Origin of the sequence: Pantoea sp. Ap-870 (assembly GCF_011752515.1) — a bacterium.
Lineage (GTDB): Bacteria > Pseudomonadota > Gammaproteobacteria > Enterobacterales > Enterobacteriaceae > Pantoea > Pantoea dispersa.
The window spans coordinates 1-23,430 of the sequence record NZ_VWXG01000001.1; the positions used below are offsets into that span (position 1 = coordinate 1).

23 protein-coding genes, 2 tRNA genes, 1 rRNA gene and 1 pseudogene are annotated in these 23,430 nt (G+C 58.9%); 18 read left to right on the forward strand and 9 right to left on the reverse strand.

Annotated elements, in window-relative coordinates; genetic code table 11:
* Nucleotides 1-6: 6 nt before the first annotated feature.
* From rrf to dkgB, 3 genes are all read left to right on the forward strand, one after another.
* Nucleotides 7-122: ribosomal RNA gene (gene rrf, locus F3J41_RS00005) — 5S ribosomal RNA — on the forward strand.
* A gap of 100 nt (nucleotides 123-222) precedes the next feature.
* Nucleotides 223-299 (forward strand) — tRNA-Asp (locus tag F3J41_RS00010).
* Between the two features lie 170 nt (nucleotides 300-469).
* Complete coding sequence (gene dkgB, locus F3J41_RS00015) at nucleotides 470-1,273, forward strand: 2,5-didehydrogluconate reductase DkgB (protein WP_152391331.1); 804 nt, start codon at nucleotides 470-472, stop codon at nucleotides 1,271-1,273.
* A 12-nt stretch (nucleotides 1,274-1,285) separates the two neighbouring features.
* Here the strand turns inward: dkgB and yafC are convergent, their stop codons facing one another.
* Nucleotides 1,286-2,194 (reverse strand): DNA-binding transcriptional regulator YafC, encoded by a 909-nt coding sequence (yafC, locus tag F3J41_RS00020; RefSeq protein ID WP_104092600.1) that lies wholly within the window; start codon nucleotides 2,192-2,194, stop codon nucleotides 1,286-1,288.
* A gap of 100 nt (nucleotides 2,195-2,294) precedes the next feature.
* Between yafC and F3J41_RS00025 the strand changes: the two genes are divergently transcribed.
* Nucleotides 2,295-3,473 (forward strand): MFS transporter, encoded by a 1,179-nt coding sequence (locus F3J41_RS00025; protein ID WP_058769322.1) that lies wholly within the window; start codon nucleotides 2,295-2,297, stop codon nucleotides 3,471-3,473.
* Between the two features lie 148 nt (nucleotides 3,474-3,621).
* Nucleotides 3,622-4,422 carry an endonuclease/exonuclease/phosphatase family protein gene (locus F3J41_RS00030; RefSeq protein WP_031279675.1) on the forward strand — a complete coding sequence of 267 codons (801 nt, stop codon included), beginning with the start codon at nucleotides 3,622-3,624 and terminating at the stop codon, nucleotides 4,420-4,422.
* A 193-nt stretch (nucleotides 4,423-4,615) separates the two neighbouring features.
* Here F3J41_RS00030 and mltD read toward each other — a convergent pair whose 3' ends face one another.
* Together mltD and gloB are read right to left on the reverse strand one after the other, a co-directional pair.
* Nucleotides 4,616-5,992: a murein transglycosylase D gene (gene mltD, locus F3J41_RS00035; protein WP_031279674.1), complete on the reverse strand. Its 1,377-nt coding sequence runs from the start codon at nucleotides 5,990-5,992 to the stop codon at nucleotides 4,616-4,618.
* A 71-nt stretch (nucleotides 5,993-6,063) separates the two neighbouring features.
* Nucleotides 6,064-6,819 carry a hydroxyacylglutathione hydrolase gene (gene gloB / locus F3J41_RS00040; protein ID WP_166709611.1) on the reverse strand — a complete coding sequence of 252 codons (756 nt, stop codon included), beginning with the start codon at nucleotides 6,817-6,819 and terminating at the stop codon, nucleotides 6,064-6,066.
* A 40-nt stretch (nucleotides 6,820-6,859) separates the two neighbouring features.
* Here gloB and F3J41_RS00045 point away from each other — a divergent pair, with 40 nt between their 5' ends.
* Nucleotides 6,860-7,594: a class I SAM-dependent methyltransferase gene (locus tag F3J41_RS00045; protein WP_021507307.1), complete on the forward strand. Its 735-nt coding sequence runs from the start codon at nucleotides 6,860-6,862 to the stop codon at nucleotides 7,592-7,594.
* On the opposite strand, the pseudogene rnhA reads toward F3J41_RS00045, so the two are convergent.
* Nucleotides 7,579-8,146 (reverse strand): annotated as a pseudogene (gene rnhA / locus F3J41_RS00050) (ribonuclease HI). The gene F3J41_RS00045 and the pseudogene rnhA sit on opposite strands and share 16 nt — an antisense overlap.
* Here rnhA and dnaQ point away from each other — a divergent pair.
* Both dnaQ and F3J41_RS00060 read left to right on the forward strand, forming a co-directional pair.
* Nucleotides 8,100-8,831, forward strand: a complete 732-nt coding sequence (gene dnaQ / locus F3J41_RS00055; protein ID WP_058776026.1) for a DNA polymerase III subunit epsilon — start codon at nucleotides 8,100-8,102, stop codon at nucleotides 8,829-8,831. The pseudogene rnhA and the gene dnaQ sit on opposite strands and share 47 nt — an antisense overlap.
* A gap of 134 nt (nucleotides 8,832-8,965) precedes the next feature.
* Nucleotides 8,966-9,042, forward strand: a tRNA-Asp gene (locus tag F3J41_RS00060).
* A 100-nt stretch (nucleotides 9,043-9,142) separates the two neighbouring features.
* Here F3J41_RS00060 and F3J41_RS00065 read toward each other — a convergent pair.
* The gene (locus tag F3J41_RS00065; RefSeq protein ID WP_166709613.1) at nucleotides 9,143-10,636 is read right to left on the reverse strand and encodes an NCS1 family nucleobase:cation symporter-1; all 1,494 of its coding nucleotides are present in this window, start codon (nucleotides 10,634-10,636) and stop codon (nucleotides 9,143-9,145) included.
* Nucleotides 10,637-10,780: 144 nt separating this feature from the next.
* On the opposite strand from F3J41_RS00065, the gene F3J41_RS00070 reads away from it, so the two are divergent.
* Genes F3J41_RS00070 through puuE form a run of 3 tightly spaced genes read left to right on the forward strand, consistent with a single transcriptional unit; the run spans nucleotide 10,781 to nucleotide 13,220 of the window.
* Nucleotides 10,781-11,503, forward strand: a complete 723-nt coding sequence (locus F3J41_RS00070) for a GntR family transcriptional regulator (RefSeq protein ID WP_058769324.1) — start codon at nucleotides 10,781-10,783, stop codon at nucleotides 11,501-11,503.
* Nucleotides 11,500-12,231 (forward strand): allantoin racemase, encoded by a 732-nt coding sequence (gene hpxA / locus F3J41_RS00075; protein ID WP_166709614.1) that lies wholly within the window; start codon nucleotides 11,500-11,502, stop codon nucleotides 12,229-12,231. Before F3J41_RS00070 ends, hpxA begins: the two co-directional genes overlap by 4 nt.
* Nucleotides 12,232-12,266: 35 nt before the next feature.
* Nucleotides 12,267-13,220, forward strand: a complete 954-nt coding sequence (gene puuE, locus F3J41_RS00080) for an allantoinase PuuE (protein ID WP_021507302.1) — start codon at nucleotides 12,267-12,269, stop codon at nucleotides 13,218-13,220.
* 64 nt (nucleotides 13,221-13,284) lie between these two features.
* Here puuE and hpxZ read toward each other — a convergent pair whose 3' ends face one another.
* Genes hpxZ through F3J41_RS00100 form a run of 4 tightly spaced genes read right to left on the reverse strand, consistent with a single transcriptional unit; the run spans nucleotide 13,285 to nucleotide 16,848 of the window.
* On the reverse strand, nucleotides 13,285-13,668 hold the full coding sequence (hpxZ, locus tag F3J41_RS00085; RefSeq protein WP_058769325.1) for an oxalurate catabolism protein HpxZ: 384 nt from the start codon (nucleotides 13,666-13,668) through the stop codon (nucleotides 13,285-13,287).
* A 2-nt stretch (nucleotides 13,669-13,670) separates the two neighbouring features.
* Complete coding sequence (locus F3J41_RS00090; protein ID WP_166709616.1) at nucleotides 13,671-15,068, reverse strand: AtzE family amidohydrolase; 1,398 nt, start codon at nucleotides 15,066-15,068, stop codon at nucleotides 13,671-13,673.
* Nucleotides 15,065-15,250, reverse strand: a complete 186-nt coding sequence (gene hpxX, locus F3J41_RS00095; protein WP_010616983.1) for an oxalurate catabolism protein HpxX — start codon at nucleotides 15,248-15,250, stop codon at nucleotides 15,065-15,067. Before hpxX ends, F3J41_RS00090 begins: the two co-directional genes overlap by 4 nt.
* A gap of 11 nt (nucleotides 15,251-15,261) precedes the next feature.
* Complete coding sequence (locus F3J41_RS00100; RefSeq protein WP_166709618.1) at nucleotides 15,262-16,848, reverse strand: gamma-glutamyltransferase family protein; 1,587 nt, start codon at nucleotides 16,846-16,848, stop codon at nucleotides 15,262-15,264.
* A 192-nt stretch (nucleotides 16,849-17,040) separates the two neighbouring features.
* Between F3J41_RS00100 and hpxU the strand changes: the two genes are divergently transcribed.
* The 7 genes from hpxU to hpxK all read left to right on the forward strand — a co-directional run bounded on the left by hpxU (nucleotide 17,041) and on the right by hpxK (nucleotide 23,419).
* Entirely contained in the window at nucleotides 17,041-17,880 is an 840-nt protein-coding gene (hpxU, locus tag F3J41_RS00105; protein WP_021507298.1) for a MurR/RpiR family transcriptional regulator HpxU, read from the forward strand.
* Between the two features lie 194 nt (nucleotides 17,881-18,074).
* On the forward strand, nucleotides 18,075-18,860 hold the full coding sequence (locus F3J41_RS00110; protein ID WP_031279673.1) for a transporter substrate-binding domain-containing protein: 786 nt from the start codon (nucleotides 18,075-18,077) through the stop codon (nucleotides 18,858-18,860).
* A gap of 12 nt (nucleotides 18,861-18,872) precedes the next feature.
* On the forward strand, nucleotides 18,873-19,541 hold the full coding sequence (locus F3J41_RS00115; RefSeq protein ID WP_021507296.1) for an amino acid ABC transporter permease: 669 nt from the start codon (nucleotides 18,873-18,875) through the stop codon (nucleotides 19,539-19,541).
* Nucleotides 19,538-20,194, forward strand: coding sequence for an amino acid ABC transporter permease (locus tag F3J41_RS00120; protein ID WP_021507295.1), 657 nt, complete (start codon nucleotides 19,538-19,540; stop codon nucleotides 20,192-20,194). Before F3J41_RS00115 ends, F3J41_RS00120 begins: the two co-directional genes overlap by 4 nt.
* Nucleotides 20,175-20,906 carry an amino acid ABC transporter ATP-binding protein gene (locus F3J41_RS00125; RefSeq protein ID WP_021507294.1) on the forward strand — a complete coding sequence of 244 codons (732 nt, stop codon included), beginning with the start codon at nucleotides 20,175-20,177 and terminating at the stop codon, nucleotides 20,904-20,906. Before F3J41_RS00120 ends, F3J41_RS00125 begins: the two co-directional genes overlap by 20 nt.
* A 21-nt stretch (nucleotides 20,907-20,927) precedes the next feature.
* Nucleotides 20,928-22,163: an alanine--glyoxylate aminotransferase family protein gene (locus F3J41_RS00130; protein WP_058769328.1), complete on the forward strand. Its 1,236-nt coding sequence runs from the start codon at nucleotides 20,928-20,930 to the stop codon at nucleotides 22,161-22,163.
* Entirely contained in the window at nucleotides 22,160-23,419 is a 1,260-nt protein-coding gene (gene hpxK / locus F3J41_RS00135; protein WP_058758022.1) for an allantoate amidohydrolase, read from the forward strand. The genes F3J41_RS00130 and hpxK overlap by 4 nt, the downstream gene beginning before the upstream one ends.
* The last annotated feature ends 11 nt before the right edge of the window (nucleotides 23,420-23,430 follow it).

Genomic DNA, 23,430 nt, shown 5'->3' on the forward strand with positions numbered 1-23,430 from the left:
AATTTGCCTGGCGGCAACAGCGCGGTGGTCCCACCTGACCCCATGCCGAACTCAGAAGTGAAACGCCGTAGCGCCGATGGTAGTGTGGGGCCTCCCCATGCGAGAGTAGGGAACTGCCAGGCATCAATTTAAGACCCCTAATCGGGTCGTGACCTTCCCGGTGACGCGGAAAGGGCGAAACACCTGAAATCAGCGACGGTCTGATATCAGTACAGAATCGGTGGAGCGGTAGTTCAGTTGGTTAGAATACCTGCCTGTCACGCAGGGGGTCGCGGGTTCGAGCCCCGTCCGTTCCGCCACTTAAATTGAGAAGCCCTGACTGCGAAGTCAGGGCTTTTTCATATCCGCTAAAAACCCGCTATTGTTGAGTAAAACGCAAAATTCCTCTGCTCATAAGCGGATTTTTCAGCAACAATAATCCTGCCACAATACGCCTTATCACAACATTCAACGCAATGATGAGGAAAACATGACAATCCCCGCTTTTGGTTTAGGAACATTTCGTCTGCAGGACGACATCGTTATTCATTCAGTGAAAACCGCACTGGAACTCGGTTATCGCACTATCGATACCGCTCAAATTTATGAAAACGAAGCTGCCGTAGGTCAGGCTATTGCCGAAAGCGGCGTGGCACGTGATGAGCTGTTTATCACCACTAAAATCTGGATTGAGAATCTCGCCGCCGACAAACTGATCCCCAGCCTGCAGCAGAGCCTGGCGAAACTGCGTACCGACTATGTCGATTTGACGCTGATTCACTGGCCTTCGCCGGGTGCAGCGGTATCAGTCAAAGAGAGCATGCAGGCATTGATGGCAGCGAAAGAGGCGGGGTTGACGCGTCAGATTGGTATCTCCAACTTCCCGATTGCCCTGATGAAAGAGGCCATTGCCGCTGTGGGCGCAGAGAACATTGCGACCAACCAGATTGAGCTGCACCCGTTCCTGCAAAATCGCCAGGTCGTGGACTTCGCGAAACAGCAGGGCATTCATATCACTTCATACATGACGCTGGCGTATGGCGAAGCGTTAAAAGAACAGGTGATAAAGCAGATTGCGCAGAAACATCAGGCCACACCCGCGCAGGTCGTCCTGGCGTGGGCACTGGCACTGGGTTATGCCGTGATCCCCTCCTCAACCAAGCGTGAGAACCTGGCCAGCAATATGGCGGCGCAGGAGCTGACGCTGGATGCGGACGACATGGCGCAGATCGCCGCGCTGGATCGCCAGCAGCGTCTGGTCAGCCCGGAAGGCCTGGCACCAGACTGGGATTAATTCTCCCATGCATCAGCCCTGCACGCGCCAGGGCTGATCTCTGACCCACTCGCTGAGAAAATCAATAAAGGCCCGCACGCGCTGGCTCACCCCTAAATCGCTGTAATACACCGCATTAAAAGGCATCTCAACCGGTACCGACTGGTGCGCCAGCACCTCAGCAAAAGTGCCCGCCGCAATTTCCGCATTCACCATAAAGTCCGACAGGCAGGCGATACCCTGATCGTTAAGGCACAGCTGCTTGATCGTCTCTCCGCTGTTTGATGACATCGCCGCGTCAATTTCATACAGATCGCTGCCATTAGCCGACACGGGCCAGCGATTGAGACGAGGCGTCTCGACAAAGCCGAGGCACTGATGCTGTGCCAGCGCCTCCACCGACGCCGGCGTACCATATTTCGCCAGATAAGCTGGCGTAGCGACCATTTTACGATAGCTGGTGAACAGCAGCCGGGCACGCAGCGTGGAGTCGGTTAAATCTCCGGCACGAATAGCGACATCCACTTTACGATCGATCAGGTTGATAAAGCTTTCAGAGGAGATTAGCGATAGCGTGACCGCCGGATAGCGCTCGCGAAAGGGTTTAATCATCGGCATCAGCAGGTTAAGGATCACCGGTGTTGCCGCGTCGATGCGCAGCACACCCTGTGGCGCCTGCTGGCGCTCAATCAGCTCATTCTCTGCTGTCGCCATCTCAAGGATCAGCCTCTGCACGCGCCGGAAATAGAGTTCGCCTTCATAAGTCAGCGCCAGCTGACGGGTGGTACGCGTCAGCAGCGACACGCCAAGCTTGTTCTCCAGCTTCTTCACCGTGCGGCTCACCGCTGAATTGGCCATCTGTAACTGCTCCGCTGCACGGCTAAAACTGCCGCTTTCCACCACAGCGATAAAGACTTTTAACTCCTCTGAAGATGCCTTCATTATGCCTCCTCAGGCAAAAGTTTATTGTTACTTTGCTTCTTTTTGTTATTAAAGCACGAGTCGATAATGACGCCCATCAAAACATTATTGGGAGTCAACCATGCCACTTGCACTCTGGGCGCTGACCATCAGCGCCTTCGCTATCGGAACCACCGAGTTTGTTATCGTCGGGCTGATTCCGACCATCGCTGAACAGCTCAGCATTACGTTACCTTCTGCCGGGATGCTGGTATCCATCTACGCGCTTGGCGTAGCCGTCGGCGCGCCAGTGCTCACCGCCTTAACCGGCAAGCTGCCGCGCAAGCAGTTGCTGATGGGTCTGATGGCGCTGTTTACCGTCGGTAATCTGGTGGCCTGGCTGGCACCCAACTATGAAACGCTGGTGATGGCACGTCTGCTGACCGGACTGGCGCACGGCGTTTTCTTCTCCGTCGGCTCAACCATTGCGACCAGCCTGGTAAGCAAAGAGAAGGCCGCCAGTGCGATAGCCATCATGTTTGGCGGCTTAACCGTGGCGCTGGTCACCGGCGTACCGCTTGGCACACTGATTGGTCAGCATTTTGGCTGGCGTGAAAGTTTTCTGGCGGTTTCTCTGCTGGGCGTGATTGCACTGGTCAGCAGTATGATACTGGTACCGCGTAACATCGCACAGCCGCCTGCCACCTCCCTGGCACAGCAGGCCGCGGTGATGATCAATCCGCGTCTGCTGCTGATTTACGCGATTACCGCGCTGGGCTACGGTGGCATCTTTACCACCTTTACCTTCCTGGCACCGATGATGCAGTCACTGGCCGGTTTCTCGCCGACCGCCGTCAGCGGCGTGCTGCTGGGGTACGGTATTGCAGTGGCGATCGGGAATATCTGGGGCGGCAGGCTCGCCGATCGCCGCGGGGCGGTACCGGCGCTGACGCTGATTTTTATCGCGCTGGCCATTCTGTTAGTGGTATTCCAGTTCACCGCCAGCATGCATTACCTCGCGCTGCTCACGGTGCTGGTGATGGGCGTCTTTGCCTTTGCTAACGTACCTGGCCTGCAGGTTTACGTGGTGCAAAAGGCTGAACACTATGCGCCAGGCGCAGTTGATGTCGCGTCAGGGCTGAATATCGCGGCCTTTAATATTGGCATCGCACTGGGTTCAACCGTCGGCGGTCACATCGTGGAACATTACGGTCTGGCGCACACGCCATGGGTGGGTGCCGTCATCGTGTTTGCGGCTCTGCTGCTGGTCCGCCTCAGTGGCCAGCTGGATAAGCCGCGTGCGGCAGCGATCATTGAATAAGCCACACAACAGCCTGCCGCATGGCGGGCTGTTGCCGTTGCTGGCTGTGAGGCGAATTCCGACAATCAATAACAGCAATTGAAACCCCGCGCTAAAATCCCTATAACAGTCAGGTGAAGTTGTAGTCGAAAATCAGCCAGGCGGGACAGTGCGAAAAAAAACTTATGCAATGCGGTATGTAGCAGGTCAGCCTGCTGAGCGGATTTTTCCGCCAGGGGCGATGCTGCATCTTGGGCAGGCGTTACCGCCCGGTGCACCGCTGCCAGCCGACCCAACCCTGCGCGTGCTGGTGTGGAATATATTCAAACAGCAGCGGGCAGACTGGATGTCAGTACTGCAGGGCTTCGGCAAAGATGCCCATCTGGTGCTGCTGCAGGAGGCGCAGACCACACCGGAACTGGTGCAGTTCGCCACCAGCAATTATCTTGCGGCCGATCAGGTACCGGCCTTTGTGCTGCCACAACACCCCTCTGGCGTCATGACGCTGGCTTCTGCCCATCCGGTCTACTGCTGTCCGCTGCGTGAACGTGAGCCGCTACTGAGGCTGTCTAAATCCGCTCTGGTCACTGCCTATCCGCTTCCCACCGGCGAAATGCTGATGGTGGTGAACATTCATGCGGTCAATTTCAGCCTCGGCGTTGATGTGTACAGCAAACAGCTGGGGCCGATTGGCGAGCAAATCCAGCATCATCGCGGGCCGGTGATCATGGCCGGCGACTTCAATGCCTGGAGCCGCCAGCGTATGAACGCGCTCTACCGCTTTGCCCGTGAGATGGCGCTGCGCGAAGTAAACTTTACTGATGATCATCGACGCAAGGCATTTGGCCGCCCGCTGGATTTTGTCTTTTACCGCGACATGAAAGTCAGCGAGGCGTCGGTGCTGGTGACGCGTGCCTCTGACCACAATCCTCTGCTGGTTGAATTCAGTCCCGGCGCGGCTAAACGTTAAGCCAGGCGCGGCGCGCCAAAGGCGAATGATTCACTGCGCTGATGCCGCACCCTGCTCAATAAGCCACTTCAGACTGCTAAAGGCATGGCGCAACGGCGATAATAACGAGGTTTACGCGTGAGTGTGTCGGACTGCGGGAACGGGAAAAGGTAAATAATGAAAAAGGCTGACAAAAGTCAGCCTTTTCGGTGCATCAGGTATCGGGTGTTGCGCTATTCTTCACAAACAGCGTCAGCTTGTCGCCGGGCTGAATGTCTTTAGCGTCACTGTTCCAGCGCATCACGTCTTTGGTGTTAACACCGTGACGTTTGGCGATACTGGCAAAAGAATCACCCTTACGTACACGATAGGTGATGCTGTTGCCGTTATCCGCCAGCTGCGACGCGCCAGCTTTGCTGCCAACGGTCAGTGTCTGACCGATGCGTACTGACGCACTGCGCAGGTTATTCTGCTGCTTCAGTGCACTAACGCTCACGCCAAGCTTACTGGCAATGCCCGATAAGGTGTCGCCTTTGCGGACCTTATAGCTATTGCCTGCAGCGCTGACTTTCGCCAGCTCGCCGGGCTGTACCGCAGCAATATCACCGGAAGCCAGTGAATTGCGCAGCTGGGCCACGTTGGACTTTGGCACCATAATATAGTGCGGTCCGTTTGGCGCGGTGGTGCCGTTTTTATACCCGGCATTGAATGTCTTCAGCTTGCTGAGCGACATACCAGCCATATCTGCGGCCTGCGTCAGTTCAATCTGCTGTCCCACTTCAACGCGAGCCAGTGCACGGCTCTCATTGGCGGTTGGCAGCTTAATACCGTAACGCTTGCTGTTCTTGAGAATATCACTCAGGGCCAGCATTTTAGGTACGTAAACCGTGGTCTCGCGTGGCAGCGACAAATGCCAGAAGTCAGTCGGCTTACCGCGCGCCTTGTTCTGTTTCATCGCCTTCAGCACACGTCCTTCACCGCTGTTGTAGGCGGCGATGGTCAGTAACCAGTCACCGTCAAACATGCCGTTCAGACGCTGCATCATATCCAGCGCAACTTTGGTTGAGGCCACCACATCGCGGCGTCCGTCGTACCATTGGTTCTGTTTCAAACCATAGTTTTTGCCCGTTTGCGCAACGATCTGCCAGATGCCAGCGGCATTCGCAGAAGAGGTTGCGTGTGGGTCAAAAGCGCTCTCCACTATGGGTAGCAGTACCAGTTCCATCGGCATTTTACGTTTCTGTATCTGCTCGACAATCCAGTACATGTACGGCTCTGCCCGTAATGTTACATCGTGGAGATAGCTCTTATTTTTTAAGTACTTTGTTTTTTGTTCGCGGATTCGCGGGTTTTCCGGAATCCCCATCTTCAACTCGTCACTAATGTGATTCCAGAGATCAGTGTCTTCTGCAAGGCTGGTTCCATCATCTTGCCAGCGCGGCGACAACAAGCGATCTCCGTACTTTCCATTTTCACCTTGACCAGCTGAAGACAGACTCTGTGCATGCTGTACCGGGATACTGGCGTCATTCCTTGATGCCTGACATCCAACCAGCAAGACCGAGGCGAGTAATATCGCTTTAGCCTTCATGTGTGTGTCAATAGTTCGCTTAAAAGACGAGCAACTATACGTTAGCGACCGGCACAACACAACCAGAAATATCAAAAACGGTCTTTCTTCTCGCGTAGATCGGCAAAAGTCTGCCATAACGGAGCCGACGACACATTAATGCCTAAAGCCTTTTGCAAATCAGGATCTTGCGTACGCAGGAATAAATTTATTTCACGCTCAAGCGCCAGTTTTGTGGGCAAACTAATGCGATTTTCTGCGCGTAAGTCCTTAATTTGCTGATACCTTGCCAAAATTTTCGGGTCCTGAGGCAGAATAGCCGCAGCAAACTTCATATTGGATAAAGTGTATTCATGCGCACAGCAGATAAGCGTATCGGCAGGGAGTTGATTAAGCGCCTGAAACGACTCAAACATTTGCTGCGCAGTGCCTTCGAACAGTCGTCCGCAGCCACCCGAAAACATCGTATCGCCACAGAAAAGATAAGGTGAGCTGAAATATGAGATATGTCCTAAAGTGTGTCCAGGCGTTGCGATGACGCGGAAATTTAGCCCGAGCAGCGTAAATTCATCACCGTCACTGAGAATAGTGCGCGCGCCTTTATCGGCGGTCTCCTGCGGACCATAAACCTCAAGTTGCGGATAGTGCTCCAGCAGTTCGCTAACGCCGCCCACGTGATCGTGATGATGATGGGTCAGCAGAATGGCCTGCGGCTGCCAGTGATTGGCGCGAATTTTTTCCAGCACCGGCCGGGCTTCACCCGGATCGACGATCAGACAGCGTCCCTGTTCATCGTTCAGTGTCCAGATGTAGTTATCCTGCAACGCGGGAATACTGGTAAGATTCATAAACACCTCTCAGGTCGTAGAAGAAGGAAAATGGTAGAGCATGAAGCCAGCGAAAACACGCCAAATCCTGACTGCGCCGCGCTCCTGGCAGGATATGCCCTGGGGCGACTATTTCCGCGACGCGTTAACCCAGCAACTGCAACCGTATCTCGGCAAGCTGTACGGCTTTCATATGCTTAAAATTGGCAGCCTCAGCGCAGAAATCAATACCCGCCAGTGTGCCATATCGCATCAGGTTAATGTGGGCGATGAGGGCGATGGGCTGCACGTCATCGCCAGCGCAACACAGTTGCCGTTTGAAGCCAAATCGATTGATGCCTGTCTGCTGGCGCACACGTTGGCCTGGAGCCAGGATCCGCACCGCGTCCTGCGCGAAGTGGATCGCGTACTGATTGATGACGGCTGGATGATTATCAGCGGCTTCAATCCGTTCAGCCTGCTGGGCATCAGTAAAGGCCTGCCCGGATTACAGCGCCGCGCACCGTGGAGCGGACGGATGTTCAGCCAGGTGCGCCTGCTCGACTGGCTGAGCTTACTCAACTATGAAGTGGTGTATCGTACGCGCTTTCAGGTGGTGCCGTGGCACCGCCAGGGCGGCAAGATGATCAGCACGCACCTGCCGGCGCTGGGCTGTCTGAACATCGTGGTTGCGCGTAAGCGCACCTTCCCGCTGACGCCGGGCAAAGTGAAGATGATGCCCGGCAAAACCCAGTTACGGCCAGCGGTCAATGCCACGCGGCAGTTTCGTGAAGCCAGCGATCAGGACTCAACCTGATAGCCAATATCGTCGAGGGAAGGATTGCCGGCAGCGCTGCGTGCCAGTTCATCGCAGCGTTCGTTCTCGGGATGACCGGCATGGCCTTTTACCCACTCCCACTGAATCTGATGGGTACTGAGCGCCGCGTCGAGTCGCTGCCACAGATCAACGTTCTTCACCGGCTTCTTTTCTGCGGTTTTCCAGCCGCGCTTTTTCCAGTTGTGAATCCAGCTGGTGATGCCCTGGCGCACGTACTGGCTGTCGGTGCTGAGCACCACGTCACACGGCTGGGTCAGCGCTTCCAGTGCCACAATGGCCGCCATCAGCTCCATGCGATTATTGGTAGTAAGGCGATAGCCGGCGCTGAATAATTTCTCGTGCTGGCGGTAGCGAAGAATGGCGCCGTAGCCGCCGGGACCGGGATTGCCCAGGCAGGATCCATCGGTGAATATTTCTACCTGTTTGCGCATCTCTGGTAGACTTCCTTCTGACAAAACGCCAAGTCTGACATAAAACGAGTCCTATGAGCACTGCAAATAACCGCCAGATCGTCCTTGATACCGAAACCACCGGCATGAACATGATCGGGGTGCATTACGAAGGACATCGCATCATTGAAATCGGTGCGGTTGAGGTGATCAACCGTCGCCTGACCGGCAACAACTTCCACATGTACCTCAAGCCCGATCGGCTGGTGGATCCGGAAGCGTTCGGCGTTCACGGTATTGCCGATGAATTCCTCGCCGATAAACCGACCTTTGCGCAAATCGCCGATGAATTCCTCGATTACATTCGCGGCGCGGAGCTGGTGATCCATAACGCTTCGTTCGACATCGGCTTTATGGATTACGAATTTGCCATGCTGCAGCGTGACATCGGCAAGACAGAAACCTTCTGTCAGATCACCGATAGCCTGGCGATGGCGCGTAAAATGTTCCCGGGCAAGCGCAACAGCCTGGATGCGCTGTGTAACCGTTTCGAGATCGACAACAGCAAACGTACGCTGCACGGCGCTTTGCTTGATGCCGAGATTCTGGCCGAAGTGTTCCTCACCATGACCGGCGGCCAGACCTCGCTGGCGTTTTCGATGGAAGGCGAGCAGAGCAATCAGGTGGCAGGCGAGCATATACAGCGCATCGTTCGTCCGGGCGCCGGCCTGCGCGTGGTTAGCGCCAGTGATGAAGAGATAATGGCGCATGAGAGCCGGCTCGATCTGGTGCAAAAGAAGGGCGGCAGCTGCCTGTGGCGCGCCTGAAGCCGCTGATTTTGCGTGGGAAAGCGTCGTTAAGCTGAAAAAAGCGGCAAACGAGAGATTCCCCTGCAAAAAGCGTTGACGAGGGATGAGGCTGCCATTAATATGCGCCTCGTTCCCGACGGGGAACAAAGCGCGGAGCGGTAGTTCAGTTGGTTAGAATACCTGCCTGTCACGCAGGGGGTCGCGGGTTCGAGCCCCGTCCGTTCCGCCAATCTCTTTAAAGAAGCCGATGCAGCAATGCATCGGCTTTTTGCTTTTCTAAATCATACCCATCTGGCGTACGGTCGCCATTCATGGCGACCGCCAGCGCATTAATCCTTCTGTACCGCCACTTCCGCACGATAGCTGGCTTGCGGCACCTCACGTTCGGCGCGCGCCAGCCAGCGGTAGCAGCCAGCGCCCAGCGCCACGCCGATGAACCAGCTGAAGTTCGCCACCGCGTGCAGGGACGGAATAAAGCTAATCACCAGACAAATGCCGACGGAAGGCAGCAGTGCAGCAATCGCTTTCGGATTGAAACCGCCGCGATACCAGTAACGGCCTTTTGGCGTATCGTTGAACAGGTCATCAACGTATACCTTGCTGCGTTTGATCAGGTAGAAATCGGCGATCAGAATGCCAAACAGCGGCCCGATAAACGATCCCAGCACATCAAGCGTGTAGTGAATCAGCTCCGGCGACTGGAACAGATTCCACGGCGTCAGCAGCACTGAACCCACGGCGGCGATCATGCCACCGGCGCGGAAGCTGATCTTCTGCGGTGAGCAGTTAGAGAAATCAAACGCTGGCGAAACGAAGTTCGCCACGATATTGATGCCGATGGTGGCGGTAATCATGGTCAGCAGCCCGATAGCGACCGCCACATCGTTGCCTACCATGCTCACGGTTTCAATCGGGTCGGTGATCATTTTGCCAAACAGCGACTGAGTACCCGAGACAATGACCACGGTCACAATCGAAAACAGCAGGAAGTTGAACGGCAGGCCCCAGCGGTTGCCGCGGCGAATCTCACCCATGCTTTTGCCGTAGCGCGAGAAGTCACCAAAGTTGAGCAGCGGACCGGAGAAATAAGAGACCACCAGCGCGGTCGCGGTAATCATCTGCCAGGTTTGCTCGCCCGCACTCAGTGATTTACTGGCGAGGGTGAAGGAGATACCGTCAAAACCGGTTTTGTATACAATCCAGCCCGCCAGCGCCACCATCACCACGTATACCGCCGGACCGGCGATATCAATAAAGCGTTTGATCGCGCTCATGCCGTGCCAGAACACCATCGCCTGCAGCAGCCACATTACGCCGAAACAGCACCAGCCAAGCTGCGACAGGCCGAGCCAGCTGCTCTGCGTCATGCTGCTTAACGACGGATAGAACTTCAGCAGCACCAGCATCAGCGCATTCGCCGCCAGATAGGTCTGAATACCGTACCAGGCGAAGGCGATCAGCCCGCGAATCACCGCCGGGATGTTGGCCCCGAACACGCCAAATGCCTGACGCGAAATCACCGCGTAAGGCACACCGGCCATCTGGCTTGGCTTCGCCACCAGGTTAGCGCACAGCTGCACGATGCAAATTCCCACCAGCAGACACAGCAGCACTTGCCAGCTGGCCAGACCGAGGGTGAAGAAGCTGGCCGCCACCACATAGCCGCCCATGCTGTGCACGTCCGACATCCAGAACGAAAAAATGTTGTACCACGACCAGCTCTGGTTGCGGGTCGGCGCCAGGTCGTCGTTACACAGACGCGGGCTGTAATGGGCGTTGGCTTCAGAGGCCACCGCAGAGGTCACTTCAGAATGATTTGGCATGAAACCTGCTCCTCTTAACTTCATGGAAAAATAATGACAGCGTGAAACGGTATTGCAGGATCCAGGCCAGAATTGATTTCTTGTATACAAAAAATGAATTTCACGTATACGATGTCTGCATACAGTCACTTGCCGGAGCGGGTAATGAAGAGTGAAACAGGCCTGAAAACGGCTGCCGATCTGAATGACAGAGACGAACCTATCTATCAGGCGTTGCTGAACGCCATCGTGGAGCACCAGCTGCCGCCGGGCAGCAAATTGCCGGAAGAGGCGCTGTCGGAGGTGTTTGGCGTCAGCCGTACCGGCATTCGTAAGGTGCTGCAGCGCCTCGCGGCGGTGCAAATGATCACCCTGTCGCCCAGACGTGGTGCACAGGTGGCGACGCCGGGCGTGGAGGAAGCGCGCGACATCTTCGCCACGCGCAGCCTGCTGGAGTGCGCCAATCTGCCGGCGGTGCTGGCGCATCTGCAGCCGCCGCATCTCGCCGCGCTGAGTGGCTTAATTGCCGACGAGCAGCAGGCGCACCAGCAGCACGACGGAGCCGCCGCCATCCGTCTGTCTGCGGCTTTTCATATCCAGCTGCAGGCGATTTCCGGCAACCAGGTGCTGACTGACATGGTGACGCGCCTGACGCAGCGCTCCTCACTGGTGATCGCCGCTTACGGTGCACCGTGGCAGCGCGGCTGTCGTTGCGATCATCACGATCGGCTGGTGGATCTGCTGCGGCAAAACGATCTGCCGGCGTTAACCACGGCGCTGCAGCATCACTTCGAACATATCGTCGCCAGCCTGCACTTTGAACGCAGCGGCGAAACCCTGCCTGATTTCACCCGGTTATTTGCCGGTCATAAAGGAGCGGCATCATGAGCCTGATCCAGGTGATCAACCCGAATACCAGCGCCACCATGACGGCGACCATCGGCGCAGCGGCACGCGCCGTGGCCGCACCTGGCACGGAGATTGTGGCGGTGTGCCCGAGCGAGGGCGTGCCCTCTATTGAAGGACACTTTGATGAAGTGATTGCCGCGGTGGGCGTGCTGGAACAGGTAAAACGCGGCAAAGAGCAGGGCGTCAGCGGCCACATCATCGCCTGCTTTGGCGATCCGGGACTGCTGGCGGCGCGCGAACTGGCGAGCGGACCGGTGATTGGCATTGCCGAAGCGGCGATGCACACCGCGACGCTGGTGGCGACGCGCTTTTCAATTGTCACCACGCTGCCGCGCACGCTGGTGATCGCTCGCCATCTGCTGCAGCAGTACGGATTCAGCCATCACTGTGCCGCGCTGCACGCCATTGATCTGCCGGTGCTGGCGCTTGAGGACGGCAGCGGCGTCGCGCAGGAGAAAGTGCGCGAACGCTGTCTGCAGGCGAAACGTGAAGATGGCAGCGGGGCGATTGTGCTGGGCTGCGGCGGCATGGCGTCGCTGGCGCAGGACCTGACTAAAGAGCTGGGCCTGCCGGTGATTGATGGCGTCAGTGCGGCGGTGAAAATGGTCGAGTCATTACTGGCGCTGGGCTTTGGTACCAGCAAACACGGCGATCTGGCTTACCCGATTAAAAAACCACTCAGCGCGGCATTTCAGCACCTAAACTAAGGGCTGGTTGAGGACTGATGACAGGAACTTGCAGAATGAGTGATGTATCTGAAAAGAAAGAGTACAGCTTCAACAAAAACTATCCGCGCGATCTGATTGGTTATGCGGGCCAGCCGCCGCACGCGCAGTGGCCGGGTGAGGCGCGGGTGGCGGTGCAGTTCGTGCTCAACTATGAAGAGGGCGCTGAAAATAATGTGCTGCACGGTGACGCGGGCTCTGAGCAGTTTCTCTCCGACATCATCGGTGCCGCCAGCTATGCCGATCGCCACATGTCGATGGATTCCCTGTATGAGTACGGCTCGCGTGCCGGTTTCTGGCGCATCCATCAGGAGTTTCAGCAGCGCGGCCTGCCGCTGACCATCTTTGGCGTCGCGATGGCGCTGGCGCGGCATCCGCAGATTGTCGAGGCCATCAAAGCCGCCGATTACGATGTGGTCAGCCACGGCTGGCGCTGGATTCACTATCAGGGGATGGATGCCAAAACCGAGCGTCAGCACATGCAGCAGGCAGTGGACGTGCTCACCGAGTTATTCGGTAAAGCGCCCACCGGCTGGTATACCGGGCGCGACAGCCCCAATACGCGGCGGCTGGTGGTCGAGCAGGGCGGCTTCAGCTACGACAGCGATTACTACGGTGACGATCTGCCGTTCTGGACGCAGGTCACCTGTCAGGACGGCACGGTGAAACCGCATTTGATCATTCCCTATACGCTGGAGTGCAACGACATGCGCTTCGCCACGCCGCAGGGATTCAACACCGCCGAGCAGTTCTATACCTATCTGCGCGATACCTTTGATGTGCTGTATGAAGAGGGCGCGACTGCGCCGAAGATGATGTCGATTGGCATGCACTGCCGTCTGCTGGGGCGTCCGGGGAAATTCCGCGCGCTGCAGCGTTTCCTCGACCATATTCAGCAGCACGACAAGGTGTGGGTGTGCACGCGTCAGCAGATTGCCGATCACTGGATGAAGACGCATCCGGCTGCCTGAGCGGCCTTACCTTTCACGGATGTGTGCCCTCTCTTGCCAGGAGAGGGCAACACTCGCGCCTGCGTCAGCTCATCAAACTCACCTGCGCCGCCACGATGCGCCAGCCGCACGGCAGCCGTACCCAGGTCTGCTGCTGACGGCCGATCTTCTCTACGCCCTCGCGGGTGAATTCGGTGCTGCACACTGCATAGTCATCGCCAAAAGTGGTGATGACCGTATTGCGCAGCGTGCGATCGAGCCCCTTTGACGGACGCGCCGCGCGAAAGGCGCGAATCTCGTCAATCCCGTACAGATTCTCTCCGGCACCGAGTCGCACCGTACGCGCATCGTGCCAGAACAGCTCGTCTAGCACCGCGACATCATTGCTCACCAGCGCCTGCTCGTAGCGGTAAAACGCGGCGGTGACTTCAGCCAGTATCGCCGGACGATCGATATGTTCAGGTGTCATCTTCAGGCATCCATAAAAGAGGTTTGTGGCAGCGTCACACCCTGCTGCTGCAGTGCCCAGGCGGCGCGCAGCGCCAGCTGTTCGTTAAACGGCGCGGCAATCAGCTGCAGGCCAATCGGCAAACCGCTGGCGGTGAGCAGCGGTACGCTACACACCGGCAGGCCGAGGAACGAAATCGGCTGCGTCAGCATGCCCATGCTGGCGCGTGTCGGCAAATCCTGACCGTTGATATGAATGGTTTCCTGGCCGATGGTGGTGGCGGTACAGGGCGTGGCCGGGGCGATCAGCACGTCGTAATGGTCGAACAGCGGCAGCACCTGCTGCTGGAAGTGACGGCGGAAACGCTGGGCCTGCACATACCACGCGGCGGGCAGCATCGCGCCAGCCAGCAGGCGTTCGCGTGAATTCGGCTCAAAGCGTTCTGGCTGGGTGCGCAGAGCCGGCAGATAGTGATTGCCGCCTTCCGCCGCGGTCATGATAAACGCGGCCGAGCGCGCCAGTTCGGCCTGCGGCAGCGTCACTTCTTCTGTCGCGCCGAGCGCGCGGGCCGCTACCGCCACCGCCGCGCGCGCCTCATCGCTGCACCAGTCAGCAAAAAAGCCGCCCAGCACCGCGCTGCGCAGCTTTTCGCTGCCAGCAGAGAGCCTGTCACTGACCGGTTCCGCAGGCCGCGCCGCCTGAAACGCATCGCTGGCGTCGCCGCCCTGCAGCGCATCGTAAACCAGACTCAAATCTTCCACCGAACGGGCAAACGGACCGATGTGATCGAGGCTGGCGACAAACGGATGGCTGCCGCTGCGCGACAGGCGACCAAAGGTGGGTTTCAGGCCGAAAATGCCGCACAGCGAAGCAGGCACGCGAATCGAGCCGTTGGTGTCAGTGCCGAGTGAAAAGTGCACCAGCCCGGCAGCGACGGCTGCCGCGGAACCGCCAGATGAGCCGCCGGCCACGCGTGACAGATCGCGCGGGTTGCGCGTCGCACCATAATGGGTGTTCTCGGTGGTAAAGCCGTAAGCGTAGGCGTCCATATTCAGCATGCCGGAGAGCAGCGCGCCGCTCTGCTGCAGCTTAGAGACCGCCCACGCATCCTGCTGTGCCACCGGCCGCTCGCTGAACAGGCTGGCACCGGCAAGCGTGCTTTGACCGGCGACGTCAAACAGGTTTTTTACCGCATAGGGAATGCCAGCCAGCGCCGGCAGCGGCTCGCCGCGCTGACGCTGCTGATCCAGCCGGTCGGCTTCCCGCAGCATGCGCTGCGCGGTGACGGCGGTCCAGGCGTTGATGGCCGGGTTATGCTGTTCTATGGCGGCCAGCGTCTGTTGTGCGATGTCGCGCGCGCTGAGATCGCCCTGCGCCAGTGCCTGCTGCAGCTGGCTAATTGATAAGGCTGCCAGCGTCATGGATGAAACACTCCTGCCACTTCCAGGCGATCGTCCAGCGGCAGCGCCATCAGCGGCTGCGCCATCGCGGCGATACGGTTAAACTGCGTCAGCAGTTCGGCGCGGCGCGTGTCGTCCAGTTCCAGCGCCAGAATCTGTTCCATTTGGGCAATATAGGTTGCCCAGTCCGGTTGTGCACTCATGATTTTCTCCGTTAAAAACCGGCAGCGCTGCCGTTGCTGCGCGGATCAAACGCGCCTTCCAGCATGCCATTGTTGTGTCTGACGATGGCGCCGGCGTGGCCCACCACTTCACTGTATTCAGCCAGCAGTTCGACTTCATGACCGAGCGCGCGCAGTTGCTGCACGGTTTCAGGCGCGATGCGCGCCTCCAGCTTGAGGGAGTCCGAGGATTGGCCCCAGGTGCGGCCAAGCAGCCAGCGCGGTGCGCTGACCGCCTGCTGCAGCGGCTGGCCCTGAATGACATAGCGGGTAAAGATCGCCGCCTGGGTTTGCGGCTGGCCATCACCGCCCATCGAGCCGTACACCAGCGTGCGGCCATCTTTCAGGCGTGCAGCCGCTGGATTGAGCGTATGGAACGGCTGTTTGCCCGGTGCCAGCGTCAGCAGGTGATCCGGCTGCAGGCTGAACGCCGCGCCACGGTTTTGCCAGGTAATACCGGTGCCGGGCAGCACGACGCCGCTGCCAAATTCGTGGTAAATGCTCTGGATAAAGGAGACGGCCAGGCCGCTGCTGTCCATCACCCCCATCCACACGGTATCGCCCGGTCCGCGTCCGGTGCCCCAGGGCGCGGCGCGATCGTCCTGCACCTGCGCGGCCAGCGTGCCGAGATGATCGGCATTCAGCAGCGACTGCACATCAATCGCCATGTGACGCGGATCGGTGATGTGTTGATCGCGCAGGGCAAAGGCCTGTTTGGTGGCTTCAACGATGCGGTGCACCGTCTGCGCTTCACTGGCGTCGGCCATCGCCAGACGATCGGTGATCCCGAGGATCGCCAGCGATACCAGCCCCTGCGTTGGCGGCGTCATGTTCCAGATATCGCCTTCGCTGTGCGTGAGGTGCAGCGGCGTGCAGCGCCGGGCGCGCTGGCGGTGTAAATCGTCCAGCGTAATCGGCATGCCGAGCGCGCCCATTTCGCGCGCCAGATGGTGCGCCAGCTCACCGCGATAAAAGCTCTCCAGCCCTTGCTCGCTCAGCACGCTCAGCGTCTGCGCCAGCGCCGGCTGGGTAAAACGACTGCCGGCGGCGGGCGGTGCGCCATCAGGCAGAAAGGTGGCAGCAAAACCGGGCTGATGTTGCAGCTCATGCTGTTTTGCCGCCGTCGCTGCCGCCTGGGAGGCGGTGACCGGAATGCCATCGGCCGCATAGCGAATCGCATCGCGCAGCAAACGGCTCAGCGGCAGCGGCGTCGCGCCCAGTTCGTGCGCCAGCGTCAGCGCTTCCTGCCAGCCGCTGACGGTGCCGGCGACCGTCAGTGCCGCTTTAGGGCCGCGATGCGGAATATGGCTCTCACCGTGATAGAAGTCGGGGTGCGCCAGCGAACCGGCGGCGCCGCTAGCATCGATAGCAATCGGATCGCCGCCGGGCGGCACCACCAGCCAGAAACCGTCGCCGCCGAGGCCATTCATGTGTGGGTAGACCACCGCAATGGTCGCCGCGGCGGCCACCATGGCTTCCAGCGCGTTGCCGCCTTCACGCAGAACTGCCAGTGCGCTTTCGCTGGCAAGGTGATGTGGCGTCACCGCCATGCCCATCGGGGCCATATTGCTCTGAATCATAATGAACTGTTCCCGGATTATTCTTTTGTAGCGGCGCGATTTGGCGCGCTGGATAGGGAAAACAAGCGCAACAAATTGCGCCGCTACCAGTCTGTAGCAATGGTAAAGCAAGAGCCGTTCCAGTTTTGGTGTTACGCCAGCCTGGATCGATTTATGCTAGCTTGTGATGAAACGAAAGTTACAGGACCGATGATGAAACAGCTCGATGAACGCCTTCGCAGTCACTATCCGCAACTGTCGCCGCAGGAGCAGCGCATTGCTGACTTTGTGTTTGACCATTTTGATGATCTGATTAGCTATAACAGCGCTGAGCTGGCGCGGCTCAGCGGCGTATCAAAGGCCACGGTGAGTCGGCTGTTCAAACGCCTCGGCTATGAAAAATACAAAGACATGCGTGATGAGCTGCGCACCCTGCGCCAGAGCGGAATGCCGCTGACCGATAATCGCGACGCGGTGCAGGGCAACACGCTGCTGTCGCGCCATTACAAGCAGGAGATGGCGAACCTGACGCAGTGGGTCAACAGCATTGACGCCCGGCAGTTTAGCGAGGTGATTGCCGCGCTGGGCGCCGCACGGCGGGTGTTCATCATTGGTATGCGCAACGCGTATCCGGTGGCGCTGCACCTGCGTCAGCAGCTGCTACAGGCGCGTGCCCAGGTGCAGGTATTGCCACAGCCAGGCCAGACGCTGGGCGAAGAGCTGGTGGACATGACGCCGGAAGATGTGGTGGTGGTGATGGCGTTTCGCCGCCGGCCACGCATCATTCGTCCACTGATGCAGCAGCTGCAGCAGAGCGGCATCCCGGTGCTGGTGCTGTGCGAACCGCAGGCGCAGGGTATTCTCACCCTGGCGCGCTGGCAGCTGTGCGCACCGCTCGACAGCGTTTCCGCCTTTGACAGCTACGCCTCGGCAATGAGCCTGATCAACCTGCTGGCCAACGCGCTGCTGCACGAAATGCTGTCGCAGGGGCGTCAGCGCATCCATCAGATTGCCGATCTTTACCAGCAGCTCGACGAGCTGGAACACCGCTAAAGGGCACCGTTTTGGTGCTTTGCACCTTTTTTGATCGCGTCCGCTGACGGGGTGGTCCCCGTTATGATGCGCCCACAACCGCCTTAAATCCTCCGCTTAGCCGCTGCGTTTGCTGCCCGTTGTGGTTGGCACATTAGTTGCAAATCAATTTATCAAGAATCTTTTGTTTCACCATTAACTCACCGGGGTGCATAATGAACAAAGTATTACTGGCAGTAGCAGGGGCAGCATTGCTGCTGGCGCAGGCAGGCAGCGCCATGGCCGATCAGCTGCAGGATATCCAGAAGCGTGGCGTGATTCGCGTGGCAGTGCCGCAGGACTTTCCGCCGTTTGGCTCGGTCGGTACCGATCTGCAGCCGCAGGGCTATGACATCGACATGGCGAAATACCTCGCGAAGCAGATGAAACTGAAGTTGCAGCTGGTGCCGGTGACCAGCGCTAACCGCGTACCGTATCTGCAGACCGATAAAGTCGATCTGGTGATCTCCAGCATGGGCAAAAACGCCGAGCGCGAAAAAGTGATCGACTTCAGCCGCGCCTATGCGCCGTTCTTCCTCGGCGTGTTCGGCCCGAAAGGCGAGACGCTGAAAGATGCGGCGGCGCTGAGCGGGAAATCGATTGGCGTGACGCGCGGTGCGGTAGAGGACATGGTGCTGAGCGATGTCGCTCCGAAAGATGCTCAGGTGAAGCGCTACGAAGATAACAACACCACGCTGTCCGCCTATCTCTCCGGTCAGGTGCAGTATGTCGCCACCGGAAACCTAGTGGTCGCAGCGATTGCGCGCCAGAACGCGGAAAAAGCCCCGGTGCCGCAGTTTATGCTGAAAGATTCACCGTGCTTTATCGGCCTGAAAAAGAATGAGCCAGCGCTGAAAGAGAAAGTGAACGCACTGATTGAGCAGGGTATTAAAGACGGCACGCTGAACAAGCTGTCGGAAGAGTGGCTGAAAGCGCCGCTGCCTGCCAACCTCGGCGCATAACAGGAACGGCCAATGATTGGGCAACTTAACTTTGCAGATCTCTGGCCGCACTGGCCAGAGCTGCTGGCCGGACTGTGGGTCACGGTGCAGCTTACGGTGCTGGCGACGGTGGGCGGTGTCGGACTGGGTATTCTCGGCGCGGCGCTGCGCAGCGGCAAACCGGGCTGGGCCAGCCGCCTGTGGGGCATCTACGTCGAGCTGATTCGCAACACGCCGTTCGTGGTACAGCTGTTTTTTATCGTGTTTGGTCTGCCTAATCTCGGGCTGAAACTGACGGCCGGTGAAGCGGCGCTGCTGGCGATGCTGATTAACCTTGGCGCCTACAGCACTGAAATCATCCGTGCCGGTATCCAGGTCACGCCGCGCGGGCAGTGGGAAGCGGGGCGCGTGCTCGGGCTGAGCCGCACGCAAACCTTCATCCGCGTGGTGCTGCCGCCCTCGCTGCAGCGCATTTATCCGGCGCTGGTCAGCCAGTGCATCATTGTGATGCTCGGCTCGTCGGTAGTGTCGCAGGTCTCGTATGAAGAGCTGACGTTTGCCGCCAACCTGATTCAGTCGCGCACCTTTTTGAGTTTTGAAGTTTATCTGGTGACCACGCTGATCTATCTGGCGTTGTCGATTGCCATGCGTCAGCTGCTGCTGGCGCTGGGTCGCAAATGGTTTGGAGCGCAGCCGGCATGACAACGTTTACTGACTGGGACATCCTGCGCAACCTGCTGCTGGCGGCGCGCTGGACGATTTTGCTGTCGCTGGTGGCCTTTTTCGGCGGCACGCTGGTAACACTGCCGCTGCTGTTTCTGCGTCTGCTGCAGCGTCGCTGGCTCACCCGCCTGATTCGCTGTTATACCGAGCTGTTTCAGGGCACGCCGCTGCTGATGCAGCTGTTTCTCGCTTTCTTCGGCGTCGGCCTGTTCGGCATCGACGTCGCGCCCTGGACGGCGGCGTCACTGGCGCTGACGCTGTATACCAGCGCGTTTTTACTGGATATCTGGTACGGCAGCATTCGCGCACTGCCAAAAGGGCAGTGGGAAGCGTCGCGCTGCCTCGGCCTGAACTTTGGCCAGACGCTGTATCGCGTGGTGGCACCGCAGGCGATCCGCATCGCCATCGCGCCGACCGTTGGCTTTGCCGTGCAGGTGATCAAGGGCACCGCGCTGGCGTCGATTATCGGTTTTGTCGAGCTGACCAAAGCCGGCACCATTCTCAACAATGTGACGTATCAGCCCTTCAAGGTGTTTGGCCTGGTGGCGCTCGGTTACTTCCTGATGTGTTATCCGCTGTCGCGTTACAGCCAGTACCTGGAGAAAAAATTCAATGCCGCTCATCACCATTAATCAGGTCCAGAAGTACTACGGTGATAACCACGTACTGAAAGGGGTCGATCTGGATATCGACAACGGCGAAGTGATTTCCATCATTGGTCGCAGCGGATCTGGCAAAAGTACCCTGCTGCGCTGCATGAACGGGCTGGAAGGCTATCAGGAAGGCAGTATTAAACTGGGCGGCATGACGATTACCGATCGTGAATCGCAGGCGCGTGAAATCAGCCGCTCGGTGGGCATGGTGTTTCAGAACTTCAACCTGTTTCCGCACATGACCGCGCTGGAAAACGTGATGCTGGCACCGCGCCGCGTGCTGAAAAAGAGCGAGGCGGAGTGCCGCACGCTGGCCACGCAGATGCTGGAAAAAGTCGGGCTCGGCGAACGCCTCAATTACTACCCGGCTAACCTGTCGGGCGGTCAGCAGCAGCGCGTGGCGATTGCCCGCGCGCTGGCGATGCAGCCAAAAGTTTTACTCTGTGACGAAATCACCTCGGCGCTCGATCCGGAGCTGGTGGGTGAAGTACTGAAAGTGCTGGAGCAGCTGGCCGCCGAAGGCATGACGCTGATTCTCGTCACCCATGAAATGAACTTCGCCCGCGACGTGGGCGACCGCGTGGTGTTTATGCATCAGGGACGCGTGTGGGAGCAGGGCGACAGCAAAACGCTGTTTGCGAATCCACAAACCGCCGAGCTGAAGCAGTTTATTTCGACCGTGCGTCTGTAACCGAACAATAAGGAACCCCTCATGGATATCAGCCAGTTCTCGCAAATCAATCCGCCACAGCGTCTGCTGATGGGACCGGGCCCGATCAACGCCGACCCGCGCGTGCTGCGCGCCATGTCGAGCCAGCTGCTTGGGCAGTACGATCCGGCGATGACGCACTATATGAACGAGGTGATGGCGCTGTACCGTGGCGTATTCCGCACTGAAAACCGCTGGACCCTGCTGATTGATGGCACCTCACGCGCCGGTATCGAAGCCATCCTGCTGTCGGCGATTCGTCCGGGCGATAAAGTGCTGGTGCCGGTGTTCGGCCGCTTCGGTCATCTGCTGTGCGAAATCGCCCGTCGCTGCCGCGCGGAAGTCCATACCATCGAGGTGCCGTGGGGCGAGGTATTTACCCCGGATCAGATCGAAGATGCGATCAAAAAAGTCAAACCGCGCCTGCTGCTGACGGTGCAGGGCGATACCTCGACTACTATGCTGCAACCGCTGGAGCAGCTCGGTGCGATTTGTCGCCAGTACGGCGTGCTGTTGTACACCGATGCCACCGCATCGCTGGGCGGCAACCCGCTGGAAACCGATGCCTGGGGGCTGGATGCGGTCTCTGCCGGCATGCAGAAATGCCTCGGCGGTCCGTCCGGTACCTCGCCGATCACCCTGAGCCCGCAAATGGAAGCGGTGATCCGCCAGCGTAAGTGCGTGGAGCAGGGCATCCGTACCGACGCACATCAGGATGGCGTCGACGAGATGATCTACTCCAACTACTTCGATCTCGGCATGATCATGGATTACTGGGGACCGGAGCGGCTCAACCACCATACCGAAGCCACCTCGGCGCTGTTTGGCGCACGCGAATGTGCCCGTCTGATCCTGCAGGAAGGGCTGGATAACGGCATCGCGCGTCACAAGCTGCACGGTGATGCGCTGCTGAAAGGTATTCAGGGCATGGGGCTGGAAACCTTTGGCGATCTCACACACAAGATGAATAACGTGCTTGGCGTGGTGATCCCGCAGGGCATTAACGGCGACCAGGTACGCAAATTGATGCTGGACGATTTCGGCATTGAGATTGGCACCTCGTTCGGTCCGCTGCACGGCAAAGTGTGGCGCATCGGCACCATGGGCTACAACGCGCGCAAAGATTGCGTGATGCTGACGCTGAGCGCGCTGGAGTCCGTGCTGAATCACGTCGGTTTCCGCACCACTCAGGGCGCGGCGCTGCAGGCTGCCTGGGACCACTACGGGAGCCACGCATGAGTCATAGCCTGATGAGCGCCGGTGAGGCGCAGTCAGCGGCGGCGCGGGTGATGGCGCGCTGTGACGCGCTGGCAGCAATCAGTGAGAGCGAAGAGGGGCTGACCCGCGTCTATCTGTCGCCGGAGCAGGTGCGCGCCAACGCGCGCGTTGCTGAGTGGATGCAGGCGGCAGGTATGCACACCTGGCAGGATGCGGTCGGCAATATCTGCGGTCGCTATGAAGCGGCGGAGCCGGGCGCACCGGCGCTGCTGCTTGGTTCGCACCTCGATACCGTGCGCAACGCCGGACGTTACGACGGCATGCTGGGCGTGCTCAGCGCCATTGAAACCGTGCAGTGGCTGCACGACCATCAGCAGCGCCTGCCGCTGGCGATTGAAATTGTCGGCTTCGGCGATGAAGAGGGCACGCGCTTTGGCATCACGCTGCTTGGCAGCCGAGGCCTCACCGGCAGCTGGCCGGAGAGCTGGGTGTCACATCCGGACGGTAACGGTATTACGGTGGCGCAGGCGATGCAGGACCTCGGCCTGGACGCGGCGCTGATCCCGCAGGCGGCACGTGAGGTAAGCGACATTGTGGCTTATCTCGAACTGCACATTGAGCAGGGACCGTGCCTGGAACAGGACGATCTGGCGCTTGGCGTGGTGACAGCGATTAATGGCGCGCGCCGTCTTAACTGCCGCTTTGTCGGGGAGGCCGGTCATGCCGGCACGGTGCCGATGACGCACCGCAAAGACGCGCTGGCAGCAGCGGCAGAGTGGATGGTGTTTGTGGAACAGGCCACGCAGGATCAGGATGCGCAGCTGGTGGCCACAGTGGGCACGCTGAGTTGTCTGCCGGGCGCCGTTAACGTTATCCCCGGCGAGGTGCAGCTGTCGCTGGACGTGCGCGGACCGCAGGATGAACCGCTGGAACGTCTGCTCTCCAGCCTGCTGACCCAGGCGGAAGCCATCGCGCTGCGGCGCGGGCTCAGCTTCAGCGCTAACGAGTACTATCGCATCGCGGCCACCGCCTGTGATACGCGGCTGCAGCAGGCGCTGAGCCATGCGGTAGAAACCGTGCAGGGGCGCAGTCTGGCGCTGCCGAGCGGAGCCGGTCACGACGCGATCGCGATGGCTGAGCGCTGGCCGGTGGGCATGCTGTTTGTGCGCAACCATCGCGGTATCAGCCATCATCCGGCGGAATCGGTGCAGGTGGCCGATGTGGCGCTCGGCGTGCAGGCCTATCTGCAGGCGGTATGCGATCTGGCGCGCAGCTAAAGGAGCCGCGA